The sequence below is a fragment of the Corynebacterium sp. HMSC076G08 genome (assembly GCF_001811515.1).
Taxonomy (GTDB): domain Bacteria; phylum Actinomycetota; class Actinomycetes; order Mycobacteriales; family Mycobacteriaceae; genus Corynebacterium; species Corynebacterium hiratae.
This window is the reverse complement of sequence record NZ_KV805086.1, coordinates 1-15,590: the sequence shown is the minus strand read 5'-3', so window position 1 is coordinate 15,590 and position 15,590 is coordinate 1. Positions and strand designations below refer to the sequence as shown.

Genomic DNA, 15,590 nt, shown 5'->3' with positions numbered 1-15,590 from the left:
CGCGTCTTGCGCGGCGGCGCGCAGGGGCACCTAGCCCTCCCCGCACCCGGATTCCACGAGGCGCTGCGCCACGTGCGTCAGCACGTCCAGACCCGCCACGCAGTCCTCCGCCGTGGTGAACTCCTTTTCGTTGTGTGAGATGCCGTCGACGGACGGGATGAAGAGCATGACCGTCGGCACCACCTCCTTGAGGTTGGTCGAGTCATGGCCGGCCACCGTATAGATCTCCTGGTGCGAGTAGCCCAGTTCCTCTACCACCTCCCGGGCCAGCGCGACGCCGGCGGCCGGGTAGGGGTTGAGCGCCCACTCGTGCGTCGGGGTGAGCTCGACAGAAGTGCGGGACTCCTCCTCTGCTTCGGTGATGATCTCCTGCAGGCGTGCTTGGGCCTTGTCCAGCACCTCCGTAGACGGCGAGCGCACATCCACGTTGAAGCGCACCTCGCGCGCGATGGTTACCGGCGAATTCGGCTCCAACGTCAGCTGCGAGACCGAGGCCTGCAGCTGGCCTTCGGCAAATTCGTGGGTGAGGCGCTCCACGGAAGAGATGATGAGGGAGGCACCGAAAAGTGCGTCCTTCCTATCGGCCATCAGAGTAGAGCCGGTATGGCCCTGTTCACCGGAAACAATCGCCTGGAATTTCTTCGCGCCCCACGTGGCAGTGACCAGACCAATCGTGTTGCCGGCGGCTTCAAGCTCCTTGCCTTGCTCGACGTGGATCTCCGCATAGGCCGCGAGCTTCGGGGCTTCACCGCGCGGGGCCCAGCCGGCCTCTTCTTGAGCCTGCGCGACGGTGACGCCGCTGAGGTCGGTGGCGGAGTGGGCGTCGTCAAGCGCCAGCGTCCCTACGAACACGGAGCTGCCCATCATGGAGGGTGCAAAGCGCGAGCCCTCCTCGTTGAACCAGTTGATAACCGCCAGGTTATAGCGCGCCTTGGCACCCGATTGCGCCACGCGCCCGGCGGCATGAGCTGCAGCCAGCACGCCATAAGCACCGTCAAAACGGCCGGCCAAGGGCTGCGAATCCAGGTGCGAGCCCACGCCCACGTACTCGGCGCCCGGGGCGAGTTCAAAAAGTCCGTACTGGTTGCCAATCTCGTCGTAGATGACGCGCGCCCCAAGCGACTCCAGGACCTCATGGAACCAGGCGCGGTTGAGGTTATCGCCGGCACTGGCGGCTTGGCGCTCCACGCCGCCGCCCGGTGTGGCGCCGTTGGCGGACATGGCCTGGAAATCTGACAGGAATTGTTCGTTGGTGGTTGCTCGCATTTCTACTCCTTAAAAGCTTCCGTAGCGCAGCTCGCCGCCCACGATGGTGGCGGCCACGTCGATGGTGGATAGATCGTCAGTATTCAGCGGGTCCTGTGAAAGCAGCACGAAATCCGCCAGCTGCCCCGGCATCACCTGCCCCTTGCGCCCGGCCCAGCCCGTCGCCGCAGCCGAACCTGCGGTGTAGGCGTAGAGAGCCTCGGCTGGGGTCAAACGGTCCTCCGGCCCATAGTCCCGGCCCGAGGCGGTGCGCCGCTCCACGAAGGCCTGCATGACCTCCAGGGGCACCCCGGGTGCCACGGGCTGATCGGAACTGCCGGGGAGGATGAGGGAGGCGTCGAGAAGCCGCTTGCCTGGGTAGCTCCACGCGGTGCGCTCCGGGCCGAGGGCATCCGCCATCGCGTCGCCGAAAGCCCGGATGAACAGCGGCTGCGGAACCACCACGATGGGCTTGCCGCGCAGGCGCTCAATTTGGTCGGGGCGCACCACGCCGCCGTGTTCGATGCGGTGCGGCATGGCGGGCACGCCATGCTTGTCGACGGCCTCCTCCAGCGTCTCTATCGCAAAATCCACCGCCGCATCGCCGATGGCGTGGATAGCCAAGGACCAGCCGGAATTCGCCGCCTGCAGCGCACGGGTGCGCATCTGTTCCGGGTCATCCTGGAAGTATCCGTGATGGGAGCAGCAGGCGTAATTCTCCGTCAGTGCGGCGGTGGTACCTAGCAGGGAGCCATCGCTGAAGATCTTGACGGGGCCGATCTGCAGCCGCTCATCGCCGAAGCCGGTGCGCAGGCCACCATCCAGGCCCCAGCCGGGGCCGTCGGAGGCGTGTCCGGAAATCTCGTGGAGCACGTCCATGGTCACCATCACCTGCATGCGGGTGTGCAGGGTGGCGTTTTGATAGGCAGCAATCTCGCGCGGACTGTGCCCGATCCAGCCGCCGGCCACCCCGGCATCCGTGACGGAGGTCAGTCCGCGCTCCAGGTAACGGCGTGTGGCCAGCTCAAGGGCGCGGGCGATCTCCTCGCCGGATTCCGGCAGGGTTACCTCTTGGATGGCGCGCATGGCGTTTTCATCGAGCAGCCCGGTGCAGTGCCCGTCGGCATCGCGAACGAACTCGCCGCCTTCGACCTCGGGTGGGTTGGCGGGATCGACGCCCGCCGCGCGCAGGGCCGCAGTGTTGACCGTGTAAGCGTGGCCCGAGTTGTGCTTGATCAGCAGCGGAGCCCCGCCGGTGGCGTGGTCAAGCTGCGCAATCTCCACCGGCGCATCCAGCCCGGAGGGGCGAAACCCTGCGGCCACTACCCAACCGTCGGGGTTCGGCTCGGCGGCTCGCACGGCGGCGTAGACCTCCTCTGGCGTTGTGGCCTGGGATAGATCCACCTCCAGCAGCGTTTGGCCAAACCACACGGTGTGGGAATGCGCGTCATTAAAGCCCGGGGTGAGCGTGCGGCCGCCGGCATCCCATGCCTCATCAGCAGGCAGGGCTCGGGCAGCCTCCCCCACCGCGAGGATGCGCCCGTTGGCAAAAGCCACCGAGTCCGCAACCGGCCGCGCGGGATCCTGGGTCAGGATGTGGGCGTTGTCGATGCGCGTGATCATGCGTCCTCCTGCTTCTCTGACGAACTGCACGGGGACCGTGCTGTGTTTGTCACCACATGCTAGCCAGATCGGTGAGCCACCTCGCTACCTGCAGGGCAATCCACCACCGCTGAGCGTGTAACGTTGTGCATATGCACGAAAAACGCTGGCGCGACATCGTCGCGAAGGTCCATGGCACCATCCCCCGCTTGGTTGAGGATTTCCTCGCCGCCTTTTCTCGTTCCGGCCGCTACGGTGACTCCCTAGTGAGCGAGGATGAGCTGCGCCTGACCGCCTTCGAGGTCTTCGCGCGCATCACTGACGTGCTGGTCGGCGCGATGGATGAGGAGGAGCTTCGCGCCCATGCGCAAAGCCTGGGCCGCCGGCGCGCGCACCAGGGGGTGGAACTAGCCACACTGATCGACGCCATCCAGCTCGACTTCACGGTCCTCTGGGAACACCTCCGCCGTGCCGCCGGCGCGGACCAAGAGATCCTCATCGACCATGTGGCACAGGTGCATTCGGTTGTGACGATGTACAACCTCGTGGTCCGCGATGCTTACCGCTTGGAGGAGGCGCGCGGGCAGCACAACGTGCACCGCGCTCACGCCCGACACCTGGAACGGCTCTTCGCTGCCGAGTCCCTGGGCACGCTCGGCATCGCGGAGATCGCCCGCGCACTCAACATCGATGCTGACACCCACTTCGACGTCGTGGTGTCCCACCCCACCGCGGCGGTAGAGTTGCGCGCGCTTCTCGACGACCCCATCTCCTCCGGCGAGGCCTTCGGCCACCCTGTGCGCGGGATGTTCGTGGCCTTCTGGCCGAGCGGCCATCCCGCCAGCTTCACTACCGCGGACTTTGAACAGATCTCTGGCGTGCTCTTCCGTGACGTCGCCGGCCTGGCTGGAGTACGCGCGGCAGCGCACCAGGCACCGCGCATCTTCGATGCCACCGGCCCGCTGAGCCAACTCACCGAAGCGGCCGATGCGCTCTGGGCCGTCGCGGGCGATGTCCTCGCAGACTTCACCGCCAGCGGCATGACGGAGCTGACGCAGACCATCGCCGAGATGCGCCTTAAGAACGCGCCGCTGTACCGAACCATCACCACCTACCTGGACTGCGGCTCCATCAAGGACTCCGCTGAAGCGCTGAACTGCCACCGCAATACGGTGCTCAACCGCCTTCGACAAGTCACGGAGCTCACCGGTCTTGATATCACTCGCCCGAAGGACGCGGCCCGAGTGCTCCTCGCACTGCACCGCACAGGAGGAATAGTTTCAAAGTAAAAGAAGTTGGGCCTCGACACTGCCGCCCACTAGGCTCAGGTGCCGTGTCTCAAGAACTCTCCTCCTCTACCCTGAACGCGCGCGCCCGGCGCATCGTCGCCTGGGTTGCCGCACTGAACCTCCTCGGATTCTTCGGCGAGTTCATCATCGCCGCCTTCATCGGCTCGGCGGCACTGTTTGCTGACGCCGCCGACTTCCTCGAGGATTTTCTCATCAATGCGCTCGTCCTGCTCGCGCTGCGCTGGTCGGCGGAGGGGCGTCGCAAAGCAAGCTATGGACTAGCCGGGCTGATCCTGATTCCGGCGTTGGCGTCCTATGGCATGGCAATATGGAAGATCATCACCGGCGCCGTACCTGAGCCACTTACGTTGTCAGGCACGGCCGTGGCAGCGATGCTCATCAACCTGCTCTGCGCGGTGTTGCTCGTGCAGCTACGCCACGGCAGCGCGCTCACGCGCGGCGCATGGCTGGCGGCACGCAATGATGTCGCCGCCAATATCCTCATTCTCGGCGCCGGCCTACTCATGCTGGTGTGGGCAAGCCCGTGGCCGGACATCGTGGTAGGCCTCATCATCGGCACCATTAACCTGCGCGCAGCGGCTGAGGTGTTCGAGCAAGCGCGCGCCGAAGATCCGGAAATTGAAGAAGATTAACGCGCCATCCTTAAGAATTTTTTAAGTAACCCGCGGGCCTGCGCGCAATCCCGCGCGCACCCCTGGGGCTAAAAATGGCCTGGCAAAAAGCGCTGCGCGCAACTTTTTCCTACCCCATATGGGGTCATTCTTTAGTTTGTGACCGAACGGTCAAAGAGACGTTTTCCCAGAATACGGTCTAGTTGGACAAAACCAAGGTCGGCGCAAATTTCTTAGCCAATTGTTCACCTTCGCGTCACCCTATCGAAATATACTTCGCTATCCAAAAATATAAACAATCCTTAGGGTGCGCGATCCTGAAAGTCACCTTATCGTTGCTTCACGTCACGCACTGAGCGCTACAGCGCATACGCAGCGCCACCACAGTGCGTCACCACATTGCCCCAAACTTTTTCATCCAGGAGAACAACCATGACCAAGCGTCGTCGTACCGCCGGCCTCATCGCCGGCCTCGCGATTGCAGGCACCGCCCTCATCGCACCGGCTGCATCCGCAGCAACCCACACCGAGTCCTACCCGGAGACCCCGGCCGTTAACGCCAAGCTCCCCATCGTCCACACCAGCCACGGCTCCGACCACATGAAGGCCAACGTGCTCAACCCGCGCCCGGTGTGCAACCCGTGGGAGGACCACCGCACCGTGGTCTACAAGGTGACCGATAACTTCATGCCGGCAGGCACCATCTCCACCACCAACCAGACCAAGAAGGACATCCCGCTGCAGCAGGACCTGTCCAAGTCCCAGTCCATCACCCTGTCCGTCAACGGTGACCGCACCGAGACCACCTCCATGAACGCGGGCGGCAAGGGCTCCGGCAAGAACTCCGAGGGTTCCTTCGGCATCTCCCACCAGATCGCCACCAAGCTCGGCGCCTCCGCTTCCTACTCCCTGTCTTGGGAAGCCGGCCAGTCCATCGGCCCGTACGATGTTCCGCCGAACCACACCGGTGAGGCCACCTACGGCTTCCGCGTTCTGAACATGACCGGTACCCAGCAGTACTGCAAGCCGAACGGCACCTGGTCCACCCCGACCTTCTGGTCCGCAATGCAGCCGATGAAGAACGAGGTTCGCGTCAAGCTGTACGACGACATCGCGGATTCCTACGCTCCGAACAAGGACGCTCAGAACACCACCGACGTCAACGACCCGAAGGTTGTTGAGGAGGAGAAGTCCCCGGAGGCTGACGCTGAGGTCATCAAGGACAACGAGGTTGCTCCGGAGGAGAAGGTTGTCTCCGAGGCCGAAGGCAAGAAGGAAGAGGAAGCCGACAAGAAGGTCCAGGAGGACGTCGAGAACGGCAAGACCGATGAGGCTAAGCAGAAGCTGGACCTGAAGCCGGTTCTGACCACCTCTGGCGCTAAGCACGCAGGTTTCGCAGGCACCGTTGCTCTCCGCTTGGAGAACGTCGGCACCGAGCGCTACTACGGCGACTACCCGGCAGTTCAGTACCGCGTCGACGTTAAGACCGCCGAGGGCCCGAAGGGCGTTGACCGCCTCATCACCCCGCGTTCCTCCAACGGTGCGCACATCCGCGACCTGGGCTTCGATGAGAAGACCTCCACCCGCTCCTTCGAGGTCACCCTGGCTAACCCGATTAACGCTGGCGAGAGCGCTCGCGTTGCCAACCTGGACTTCGGCGACGGCAACACCAAGGAAGGCCGCCTGAAGAACTACATCGAGGTCACCCAGATTTCCCGCCTCGACGGTGACAAGTCCACCCACAACGACCAGAACGTTGATTCCCGCGAGATCACCGTGAAGGACACCGGCAAGAAGGCTGAGGGCCTGTTCTAAATAACAGCCCCCTCCTCTACATAACGAGTGTGCAGCCCGCCGGCGCTTAGTCTGGCTGCGAGAGAGTGCATAAACCCCCGACCGCCCCCATGCGGTCGGGGGTTTACGTTTCTCCGGTTTGGAGTTTTCCGCGCCCAGCCCCACTAGCGCTGTTATGTACTAATGCACTAATGCAGTCGATGCAATGCTCGTTGGATATTCTGAGATAATGCTTTCCTCTCGCACCGCACTCGCGGGCCTTCTTTCGGTGGGGCTGATTCTTTCTCCTCCCCACACTCATCTCGCACACGCGCAGTCTTCAGTTGATTCCGCACACTCAGCAGACTGGCTGAGCAGCGAGGTCTCAGACATTGATCAGCACTCCTCTGCTCTCGATCCCATCGCGCTGGGTCCGTTGGCGCCGGTGCTCTTCGCGGAGAACATCTTTGCCGTATGGGGACCGCTGCTCCAGCTGTTAAAGATTCCCGTCGTGGCGCCAGAAGCCACGCGCCCGCCAGCCACCGCCGCGCCGGCACAGCTGCGCGAGCTGCAGCACATCCAGGACAACGTGTGGCAGTTCAAGGCCTACTCACCATCCATGGACCGCGTCATCACCAACGACATTATTCTCCCGCCGGGTGGATTGGAGAATACTCAGCCCCGCCCGACCTATTACTTGCTCGGTGGTGCCGGAGGAGGCGAGGACGCACTGTGGTGGGACGGCGGAGGAGCCTCCGAGTTCTTCCAGGACAAGCAGGTCAATGTTGTCTCGCCGCGCGGTGCTTATGGCTCAATGATGTCCGATTGGGCCCAGCCGCACGACACGCACGGAAAGTACAAGTGGGCCACCTACCTGACCAAGGAGCTCCCGCAGCTTATCGACGCCGAGTTTCACGGCAACGGTACCGACGGCATCGCGGGCGTGAGCAACTCTGGCGGCCCAGCGCTCGAACTTGCCACCTATGATCCGCGGTTCAAGGTGGCCGGTTCCATCTCCGGTTGCCCCTCGACCACGGGTGTTGTCGCGCAAGGCTTCGCGTGGGTCAGCGCGGCGTTCTACGGCACTGACCCGGCGCGCTCCTTTGGTGCGCCGTGGGATCCGGCGTGGGCTCGGCATTCGCCGGTTCTCAACCTCGATAAGCAGCACGGCAGGAAGACGTTTGTCATCGTCTCACGCGGTGGCCCGGCGGACTTTGATGTCGACATTGAGGACTCACCGCTGCCGGCACTAGGCCTCAATGAGCGCTTGGATTATTGGTGCAGTTCCTACTACGCCAAGCAAGCCACCGCAGCTGGCGTGGATCTCGATTACTACGAGCTTCCGGAAGGGCGCCACACGTGGGGGCTGTTCCGACGTGAGCTGGCCATCAGTTGGGCCACGGTGGGCCCGGCCCTCGGGGTGTAGTCCCTAGATCACCGCACGTTGCATTAGTAAAATCAGCATCCATGAATGTCATGGATACGTGGGAACCCACACTTACGACAGGACCCCTTCTCGGCATCGCCGCGGCTGCAATTGCGGTCATCTTGGTCCTTGTCATCTACTTCAAGGTGCACGCCTTCGTCACCCTCGTCACGGTCTCCGCGCTGACTGCGTTGGCCGCCGGCATCCCGTTGGATGGCGTGGTGCCCACCATGACGAGCGGCTTCGGATCGACGTTGGGTTCCGTGGCCTTGCTGGTGGGCCTGGGCGCCATGATCGGGCGGTTGGCGGAGACCTCCGGCGGTGCCAAGACGCTTGCCGACGCCCTCGTGAAACTCTTCGGCGAGGACAAAGCGCCCCTGGCTCTGGGCGTGGCCTCCCTCATCATGGGTTTTCCCATCTTCTTCGACGCGGGCCTCATGGTGATGCTGCCGGTCATCTTCGCCGTCGCCCGGCGCCTCGATGGCCCAGTGTTGGCCTACGGTATCCCCGCCGCCGGCGCCTTTTCCGTCATGCACGTCTTCGTCCCACCGCACCCGGGACCTGTCGCAGCTGGTGAGTTCTTCGGCGCGAACATCGGTCTCATCCTTATCTTCGGTCTCCTCGTCGCGCTGCCCACGTGGTATCTCTCCGGCTACCGCTTCGGGCTCCACCTAGGAAAGAAGTACCCCTACCGCCTCGAGGAAGCGGTCACCGGCGCGCTGGTGAGCGAAGCGGAACTGCCGGCGCGCCCGGCCTCCCCGTTCGCAGTTCTCAGCATCCTGTTCATCCCCATGGTACTTATCTTTGGCAATACCGGGCTGACCACGCTGGGCACCGCTGGCCTCGTCGACCCCGCTGCTTCATGGGTGCGCTTCTTCATTTTCTTAGGCCAGACCCCGATCGCCCTGCTGATCACCACTCTTGCGGCGATGGCCGTGCTGGGCCTGCGCCGTGGGGAAAGCAAGAGCGCCATCGAAAAGACCGTGGAGTCTTCGCTCGGTCCGATTTGTTCCGTCATCCTCATCACCGGCGCCGGCGGCATGTTCGGTGGGGTGCTGCGCACCAGCGGCATCGGTGACGCGCTGGCGGATTCCATGTCCGGACTCGGCATCCCCGTCATCCTGGCCTGCTACCTCATCGCGGTAGCACTGCGCCTGGCACAGGGCTCAGCCACCGTTGCCCTCACCACGGCCGCAGCGCTCATGGTGCCCGCCGTGGAGGCAGGCGGCTTCACGGAAATCCAGCTGGTCCTCATCACGCTCGCCACCGCGGCGGGCTCCGTCTTTGGCAGCCACGTCAATGACTCCGGCTTCTGGTTGGTCGGCCGACTCATGGGCATGGACGTAGCCACCACCCTGCGGACATGGACCGTCAACCAGGCGCTGATTTCCGCGATCGGCTTCGGCGTCGTCCTTATCTTCTACGGCGCCGCCGCGCTGCTCTAGACCTGCAGGTACTCGGCCGCCGCGGCGGCAAGGTCCTCCGGGGCAGCGCTGACATCCAGCACGATGCCTGCTTCCCCCGGCTGCAGTTCCTCGAGCGTCTCGAACTGTGAATCCAGCAGGGAGACCGGCATGAAGTGCCCAGAGCGCTGGCTCATGCGCTCCTTGAGCAGCTCGTAGGAGCCGTGCAGGTGCACGAAGACCGTATCCGGTGCCGCGGCACGGATGATGTCGCGGTAGGAGCGCTTGAGCGCGGAGCAGCCCACGATGGCCCCGGCGTCCTGGTCCGCGAGAAAGCGGCCGATGAACTCGAGCCAGGGCTTGCGGTCGGCGTCGTCAAGCGCCTGCCCCGAGGACATCTTCTCGATGTTCGCCTTCGGATGCATATCGTCCCCATCCCGAAAAGGCAGGCCGGTGCGCTGCGCCAGCAACTCCCCCACCGTGGACTTACCGCAGCTCGAGACTCCCATGATCACCACGTGCTTGCGCATCAATCCTCCTTAAGACAGCACCCGATCCTACGCGCTACGTAACGTAGCGCGGTTCAACACAGTGCGGCTTAGCGCAGCGGCCCGTAGCCAAAGTCCCCGCGCTGCACCTCGCCGCGGGCATTCGGATCGAAGGTGGCGCACAGGGCGGCCGCTACGTAGCGAACGCCGCCCTCCGGCGCGGAGGAACCGACGCGCTCAGCACAGTTCTCCAGTGCAGGCAGGCCGATGCTCTGCCCCGGCATCGTCATGGAGAAGAAGGACGCGGCCATCATGGTGTTACCATCGGCGCGAACATATTCCGAAGAGCCCTTGATGGCCTGCCAGGCAATCGCGCCAACGGGGTCGGTACGGAATTGGTCCCGCTCAGTTTGGGTCAGTTCGGCGTTGGCGGCGGGGACGGACAGTGATGCAACGAGGAGCGCAGCGCATGCTGCGAGGAAAGAAGATTTTTTCATAGCAATACTGTATCCCCCGTGCCGTGGGGTTGTCCTGGTATTCCTTCGTTAGTGCCCAGATGAGTCGCTTGTTGCGCGAAGGATGGAAGTGCGCAGCTGGCGTATCTCAGTGGGCCCCACGCGGCAGCACCCGCCCAGCAGGCTAGCGCCGGCAGCCACGAGATCCGTTGCCGCATCAGCCAGGCTCGCCGCGCCAGCGGGGGCTGGCCGCCACTCATGGGCGCCGTAGTCCCAGAGTTCGCCGCTGTTGGGGCAAGCCAGCAACGGCTTATCGGTGGCTGCGCGCAGCGTCTTCACCACACCAAGCGCGTGGGGCGCGCTCACGCAGTTCACGCCCACGGCACCCAGCCGTGGTGCCTGGTTGACCAGGTCGATAACACGCATGAGCTTGACCGGGTCAGCGGCAATGGCCCCGGTAATGCTCAGCGCAAAGGGCTTGGGCTGAGCCGACAGGAGCTCCAGCAGTACCGCAGCCTCATCGACGTTGGGGATGGTCTCAGCAAGCAAAAAGTCAGCGTCCGTATCCGCGAGCACCGCTACCCTGCGGGCATGCCAGCGGTACAGTTCTTCGCGGCTAAGGCCGTAGGCTCCGTCGTAGTCGGTGCCCTCACCTGGGCCTGCGCCATAAGGGCCGATGGACGCGGCAACCAAGTATTCCTCTAGGGCGCCGTGCTTGTCGACGGCCCCGCTCGCCGCATCACGTGCCACCGCAACGCTGCGGCGCAGAAGTGTTTCCGCCTCCTCGCCAAGGACGTCGAAGGTGACTTGGTAGGACGCCGTGGTGGCCACTTGGGCACCAGCGGCGAAGAAGTCAGCGTGGGCAGATTCGATGAGCGCTGGGTTCTCACGCAGCACTCGCGCCGACCACAACGGGCCGGAGATATCGTGTCCTTGGGCTTCGAGGTAGGTTCCCAGGCCGCCATCGAGAAGCAGCGGTGCGGCATGAAGGACCATGCGCATGAGCTTAGCAATGGCTTCCGCAGTCACCCCGCACCATCACGATAAGCTACCCCAATAGAAGTATTAGTTTTCTTAATCTTTAGGCGGTCCGATCCTTCTCCCCGGGATCTATTCACGCTCGTCATCACCAGTTCCACGCACCGCGCCACAACAGCGCCCATTAGCACAAGCTATGCATTCACAGAAGCTACCCATGCTTTTGCCAAGAAATAGCCAAGGTTTCAGCTATATTTAGCCCCCTTTCCCCTAAAATCCCTGGATATAGGAATGCAATTCTGAACGACCACCCCCGAACATCACCCCCACTGCGCGAAACTAAAGGCCCAAGCTTTGCAAAGCCGGGCCAAAAGTAGGGGAAATCTAAAGAAGCTTAAGGGACGGGCCATAAATAACTTCAAACATAAGTCTAAAACTTAAAACTGCTGGTCAGCTGGCTTTTCTGCACCAAAGAGAGCTTTAATTTTAAGTGAAAGTACCGCTCGGTACGCGGCAAGAAAGCCGCCACTTAACCCTGAAGCAGAAAGAGGTGCCCGCCATGTTCCGCCTCCAGTTTGGACACACCGCCACAAAGATTATTGCCCCCGTTGCTGCCGCCGCAGCACTCTTCGCTGGCTCCGTTAACGCCCCTGCTCAGGCTGTAAGTTCCTTCGGCACGTTCAACCCAGCCGCGTTCGGCTTCACCGTCCCCGCAGCGGCAGGTCCGGTTACCCCGGCACCGCAGACCTCCGCCAGCGTCCAGGGGATCATTAATCAAACCAATGCCCAGCGCGTGGCTAATGGCCTCGCACCGCTGCGCGTTGACCCGAACCTGACCAACCTGGCGCAGGACTGGGCCAACACTTTGAGCCGCGACGGTAACACCCGTCACCGCCCGAACTACTGGACGCACTACCCTGCCGGCTTGCCAGCGGGTGGCGAGAACGTCCTCCAGGCATGGAGCGACTACTCTGACGCCCGCATCGTACAGCTATGGATGGACTCCCCCGGCCACCGCAAGAACCTGCTTGACCCGCGCGCCAAGTCCGTGGGCATTGGCATGGCCATCGGCGCAGACGGCAAGCTATATGCCGTCCAGAACTTTGGACGCTAAGCGTCGCGCTTTCTGCCATTAAGATGCGTCTGTGAGGTTGCTACTCCTTCTCACGAGCGCATCTACCGTTGTGAGTCCCAAGGGCATTCTTTGCATGTCCGCATAGCCCCAGAACCAATCAAAGGAGCGACCAAACCTTTAGGAACCACTCATCGTTGAGCAGATCAAAACTATGCTGTACCTACTCGTATCTGGTCCTCTAAAATTGCCTTTAGCATTCGATAACCAACATGGAGCGCAACGATAGGAAAGGCTATGACCGTACGTGTCCCGATGTCCCCTCCTGTCCTCGAATGGGCGGTTAAGAGGACCCGGCTGCCTGTCGACGAATTGGAGAAGAAGTCTGACTTCCATTGTTTGCGCTCTTGGTTAGGCGGCGAAAGCACGCCAACGTTCCGACAAGCTCAGAAGCTGGCCAAGCTGGCTGGAATACCTTTTGGATACCTGCTCCTCGAAGAGCCCGTACAACGAACCCCTCACCTTCCTGATTTCAGGACTCCGGGAAGCACCCCGTTATCCGACTACAGCCCTGCGCTCGAGCAGACGATTTATGCCTGTGAACGGCGCTTAGAGTGGTATGCCGAAGATGCACTAGCTAGCGGTATTGCAGGGCCTAGTTTTATCGGCCGGTTCTCTACGGATACGTCCGTGGGAAAAGCTACTGACTGGGCATGCGCCTTATTGGACTGGGTTCCAGGTAAGCGAGAACGTAGCCGAGACCGCGTGGCAACCCTCGCCGATGCCATTGAGCACACAGGAATTCTGGTCATGCGTAGCTCCGTCGTGGGCAATAACACTCAAAACAAGCTTGACCCTGATGAATTCCGAGGTTTTACGTTGATTCGGCATTCTTTCGGTCTTATCTTCATAAACAGTGCTGATTCTGGAGTGGGAAAGCTATTCAGCTTGGCCCACGAGTTCGGACACATTCTCATCGGCGAGCAAGGGATTTCCGGTGGCCCGCTTAACCAGCGCGCCGTTGAACGCTGGTGCAATCAGTTCGCTACTGCGCTACTTGTTTCCACCAAGGACATCCTCAACCGTTGGTCCGAAACTAGAGATCTAGAGTCAGTTTGCCAATGGTCATTCAAAACTTTCGGCGTAAGCCGCGACGTCACTGTATGGCTCCTCGTAGATAACGGTGTACTCCCCCGAGAAGCTGGTCAGCGCTTCCTCCAAGAGGCCCCTTCCTCCCCTCCGACGGCACAGCGCAATCGAGGTGGCGACTTCACAGTTGGACTGCGTTCCCGTTTGGGTGGGCTTTTCCTAGAGGCCGTGACCGGAGCACTCGTCGAAGGAAGAATTGACGAGCGCGAGGCATCCCGTCAGCTCGGTGTCAAGAAGATCAGCGCTATTGAAGCTTTGGTTGACCAGTATCAGGGACTACCATGACTCGGTATCTGCTCGATTCCAACATCATCATCAATGCGGTTCGGCTCTATCCTCGTGACGTGTTCCCAAGCTATTGGACCTCTCTGGAGAACTTCGTGACCGCCAAAACGTTTTTCTTCCATTATTCTGTTCAAGAGGAACTAGAGCGCAGAAAGGACTCCGTCTCAGCGTGGTTCCGGAGCTTCGTACCTCAAGACCAAATTCTGCACGTGGACAACGACGAAATTGAGTCATACCGTCGCCTTTCCACATGGGTAGCCTTCGATCGTGTGCCTCGCTTTGATGAAGCGGCGGTACGAGAGTTTCTCGATGATGCTGCCGACTCATGGCTAGTCGCCTCAGCTCATGCACGGAACATGTCAATCATCACCGATGAGAAATCCCAACCGCGCAGAATCAACAGAGTCAAGCTCCCCGACGCCGCTGCTGCATTAGGAGTTCAGTGCTCCACCTACTTAGACTTCCTCCGCTCGCGGGGAATCACATATTAAGGGACACTATCGTTCTCGGTGGATTTACATGATTCCGGCATTTCCACATCTACGCAGATCGAAACAAGCGCACTAATCTCCAATTAGTCTTCCGCCTTCGTCCTCCTCCACGGAGCATTCGGGTCTTGAAAGGTCGAAAGCATCAAATCAATCCACTGGCTTCTTCGCGGGCAACACAAGTCCACGGATAAGCCTATTTCTATTTGGCTCTTAAACCCTCTACCGCGGCTCCTGTCGATTTGGGGTAGTTGGTACCGCGAGTCCGCGTAGTTGGTACCGGTGTTCCACGTACCCGGTACTGCAAGGGGTTTTCTTTCATAGTTGATGCTGGCGACCCCACAATCCGGTGGTGTCGCGTCAACATCTACTTGGAAGGAGCTGGTCCTTGTGGCCAACTTCAAACAGATCATCGCGATGTGCCTTGATGGTGCTAGCTACGCGCAGATCACACACGCATTGGGATGTTCACGACGAGAAGTATCCCGCGCAAAGAAAGTCATCAACGATGAGGCACTAACTCCAGAGCGTTTCCGTCAACTTCCACCGGGATGGTTCGATGATCGATTCAGCGACGGCCGGAGTAAACGGACGATGTCCTACGACCAGCCTGATTTTCAAGCCCTCGCACGCAAGCTGAAAAGTACGAAGCACGTGACCAGGCATAAGCTGTGGATGGACTATGTGTCGCAGCCGTGTCCGACGGACAAGACAAAGTACCAGTACTCCCAGTTTTGCAGTGGGCTCAATGAATTTCTGCGTGCCAATGATCTCGTCGAAGTTGTCACCCATGAGCCAGGCCAAGAGCTTTACGTTGACTGGGCCGGTGACAAAGTGCCTGTAGTAGATCAGGCCAGTGGTGATACCGCGTTCAAGGCGTCATTGTTTGTCGCGGTCAGCCCGTACTCAGGGCTGATGTACGTTACTGCTGCTGCGAATGAGAAGCTGGGCCTGGCCCCCGGAAAGTAGACACGTCGGGGGTTAGCTATGCTGCTTGGGTCAGTGTAGCTGATGTGAGTGCTTCGTAGTCATCGGGGGCTAGAAGATTGCACCAGGAGTGTCGTCTGCGCGTGTTGTAGCGCATGCACCATCGAAAGACTTCTTGGCGGCAGACGATGGGATTGTCAAAGACTTTCCGATCACGCAGGACTTCACGCTTTAAGGTGGCGTTAAATGATTCTGCCAGGGCATTATCGGCACTTGTACCCACTGCTCCCATGGATTGGCGTACGCCAAGCCGGGCGCAGTGGTCCCTAAAAGCCTGTGAGGTGTGTTGCGACCGGCTATTTGGTAGCAGTGTCGTGA

Annotated in this window: 15 protein-coding genes; 9 read left to right on the top strand and 6 right to left on the bottom strand. The window is 61.2% G+C overall.

The genetic code is table 11. The annotated features are described in order from the left end of the window. Positions 1–30 precede the first annotated feature (30 nt). Positions 31–1,266 (bottom strand): M20 family metallo-hydrolase, encoded by a 1,236-nt coding sequence (locus HMPREF2806_RS11895; RefSeq protein ID WP_070517811.1) that lies wholly within the window; start codon positions 1,264–1,266, stop codon positions 31–33. 9 nt (positions 1,267–1,275) lie between these two features. Then, positions 1,276–2,868, bottom strand: coding sequence for an amidohydrolase (locus HMPREF2806_RS11890; RefSeq protein ID WP_070517810.1), 1,593 nt, complete (start codon positions 2,866–2,868; stop codon positions 1,276–1,278). Between the two features lie 131 nt (positions 2,869–2,999). On the opposite strand from HMPREF2806_RS11890, the gene HMPREF2806_RS11885 reads away from it, so the two are divergent. From HMPREF2806_RS11885 to HMPREF2806_RS11865, 5 genes are all read left to right on the top strand, one after another. Further along, entirely contained in the window at positions 3,000–4,136 is a 1,137-nt protein-coding gene (locus HMPREF2806_RS11885) for a PucR family transcriptional regulator (protein ID WP_070517809.1), read from the top strand. A gap of 44 nt (positions 4,137–4,180) precedes the next feature. Next, a complete protein-coding gene (locus HMPREF2806_RS11880; RefSeq protein ID WP_070510824.1) occupies positions 4,181–4,789 on the top strand; it encodes a cation efflux transmembrane domain-containing protein in 609 nt (202 codons plus the stop codon). Positions 4,790–5,200: 411 nt separating this feature from the next. Continuing rightward, positions 5,201–6,583 carry a hypothetical protein gene (locus HMPREF2806_RS11875; RefSeq protein WP_070510822.1) on the top strand — a complete coding sequence of 461 codons (1,383 nt, stop codon included), beginning with the start codon at positions 5,201–5,203 and terminating at the stop codon, positions 6,581–6,583. Positions 6,584–6,791: 208 nt separating this feature from the next. Beyond that, a complete protein-coding gene (locus HMPREF2806_RS11870) occupies positions 6,792–7,967 on the top strand; it encodes an alpha/beta hydrolase (RefSeq protein ID WP_070517808.1) in 1,176 nt (391 codons plus the stop codon). A 50-nt stretch (positions 7,968–8,017) separates the two neighbouring features. Next, positions 8,018–9,412 (top strand): GntP family permease, encoded by a 1,395-nt coding sequence (locus HMPREF2806_RS11865; RefSeq protein WP_046647750.1) that lies wholly within the window; start codon positions 8,018–8,020, stop codon positions 9,410–9,412. Here the strand turns inward: HMPREF2806_RS11865 and HMPREF2806_RS11860 are convergent. The 3 genes from HMPREF2806_RS11860 to mmuM all read right to left on the bottom strand — a co-directional run bounded on the left by HMPREF2806_RS11860 (position 9,409) and on the right by mmuM (position 11,342). Further along, positions 9,409–9,900 carry a gluconokinase gene (locus tag HMPREF2806_RS11860; RefSeq protein ID WP_070517807.1) on the bottom strand — a complete coding sequence of 164 codons (492 nt, stop codon included), beginning with the start codon at positions 9,898–9,900 and terminating at the stop codon, positions 9,409–9,411. The genes HMPREF2806_RS11865 and HMPREF2806_RS11860 overlap by 4 nt on opposite strands. 68 nt (positions 9,901–9,968) lie before the next feature. Beyond that, positions 9,969–10,355 carry a hypothetical protein gene (locus tag HMPREF2806_RS11855; protein WP_070517806.1) on the bottom strand — a complete coding sequence of 129 codons (387 nt, stop codon included), beginning with the start codon at positions 10,353–10,355 and terminating at the stop codon, positions 9,969–9,971. Positions 10,356–10,403: 48 nt separating this feature from the next. After that, positions 10,404–11,342 (bottom strand): homocysteine S-methyltransferase, encoded by a 939-nt coding sequence (mmuM, locus tag HMPREF2806_RS11850; RefSeq protein ID WP_232745463.1) that lies wholly within the window; start codon positions 11,340–11,342, stop codon positions 10,404–10,406. A gap of 508 nt (positions 11,343–11,850) precedes the next feature. Between mmuM and HMPREF2806_RS11845 the strand changes: the two genes are divergently transcribed. The 4 genes from HMPREF2806_RS11845 to HMPREF2806_RS11830 all read left to right on the top strand — a co-directional run bounded on the left by HMPREF2806_RS11845 (position 11,851) and on the right by HMPREF2806_RS11830 (position 15,254). Beyond that, complete coding sequence (locus HMPREF2806_RS11845) at positions 11,851–12,405, top strand: CAP domain-containing protein (RefSeq protein WP_046647690.1); 555 nt, start codon at positions 11,851–11,853, stop codon at positions 12,403–12,405. A gap of 723 nt (positions 12,406–13,128) precedes the next feature. After that, positions 13,129–13,797 (top strand): ImmA/IrrE family metallo-endopeptidase, encoded by a 669-nt coding sequence (locus HMPREF2806_RS13940; RefSeq protein WP_158013225.1) that lies wholly within the window; start codon positions 13,129–13,131, stop codon positions 13,795–13,797. Further along, positions 13,794–14,288 (top strand): DUF4411 family protein, encoded by a 495-nt coding sequence (locus HMPREF2806_RS11835; RefSeq protein WP_049155947.1) that lies wholly within the window; start codon positions 13,794–13,796, stop codon positions 14,286–14,288. The genes HMPREF2806_RS13940 and HMPREF2806_RS11835 overlap by 4 nt, the downstream gene beginning before the upstream one ends. A gap of 387 nt (positions 14,289–14,675) precedes the next feature. Then, positions 14,676–15,254 carry a transposase gene (locus HMPREF2806_RS11830; RefSeq protein ID WP_232745461.1) on the top strand — a complete coding sequence of 193 codons (579 nt, stop codon included), beginning with the start codon at positions 14,676–14,678 and terminating at the stop codon, positions 15,252–15,254. A 16-nt stretch (positions 15,255–15,270) separates the two neighbouring features. On the opposite strand, the gene HMPREF2806_RS13245 is transcribed toward HMPREF2806_RS11830, so the two are convergent. Next, a partial coding sequence (locus tag HMPREF2806_RS13245; RefSeq protein WP_232745460.1) for an integrase core domain-containing protein occupies positions 15,271–15,590 on the bottom strand: 320 nt, incomplete at its 5' end.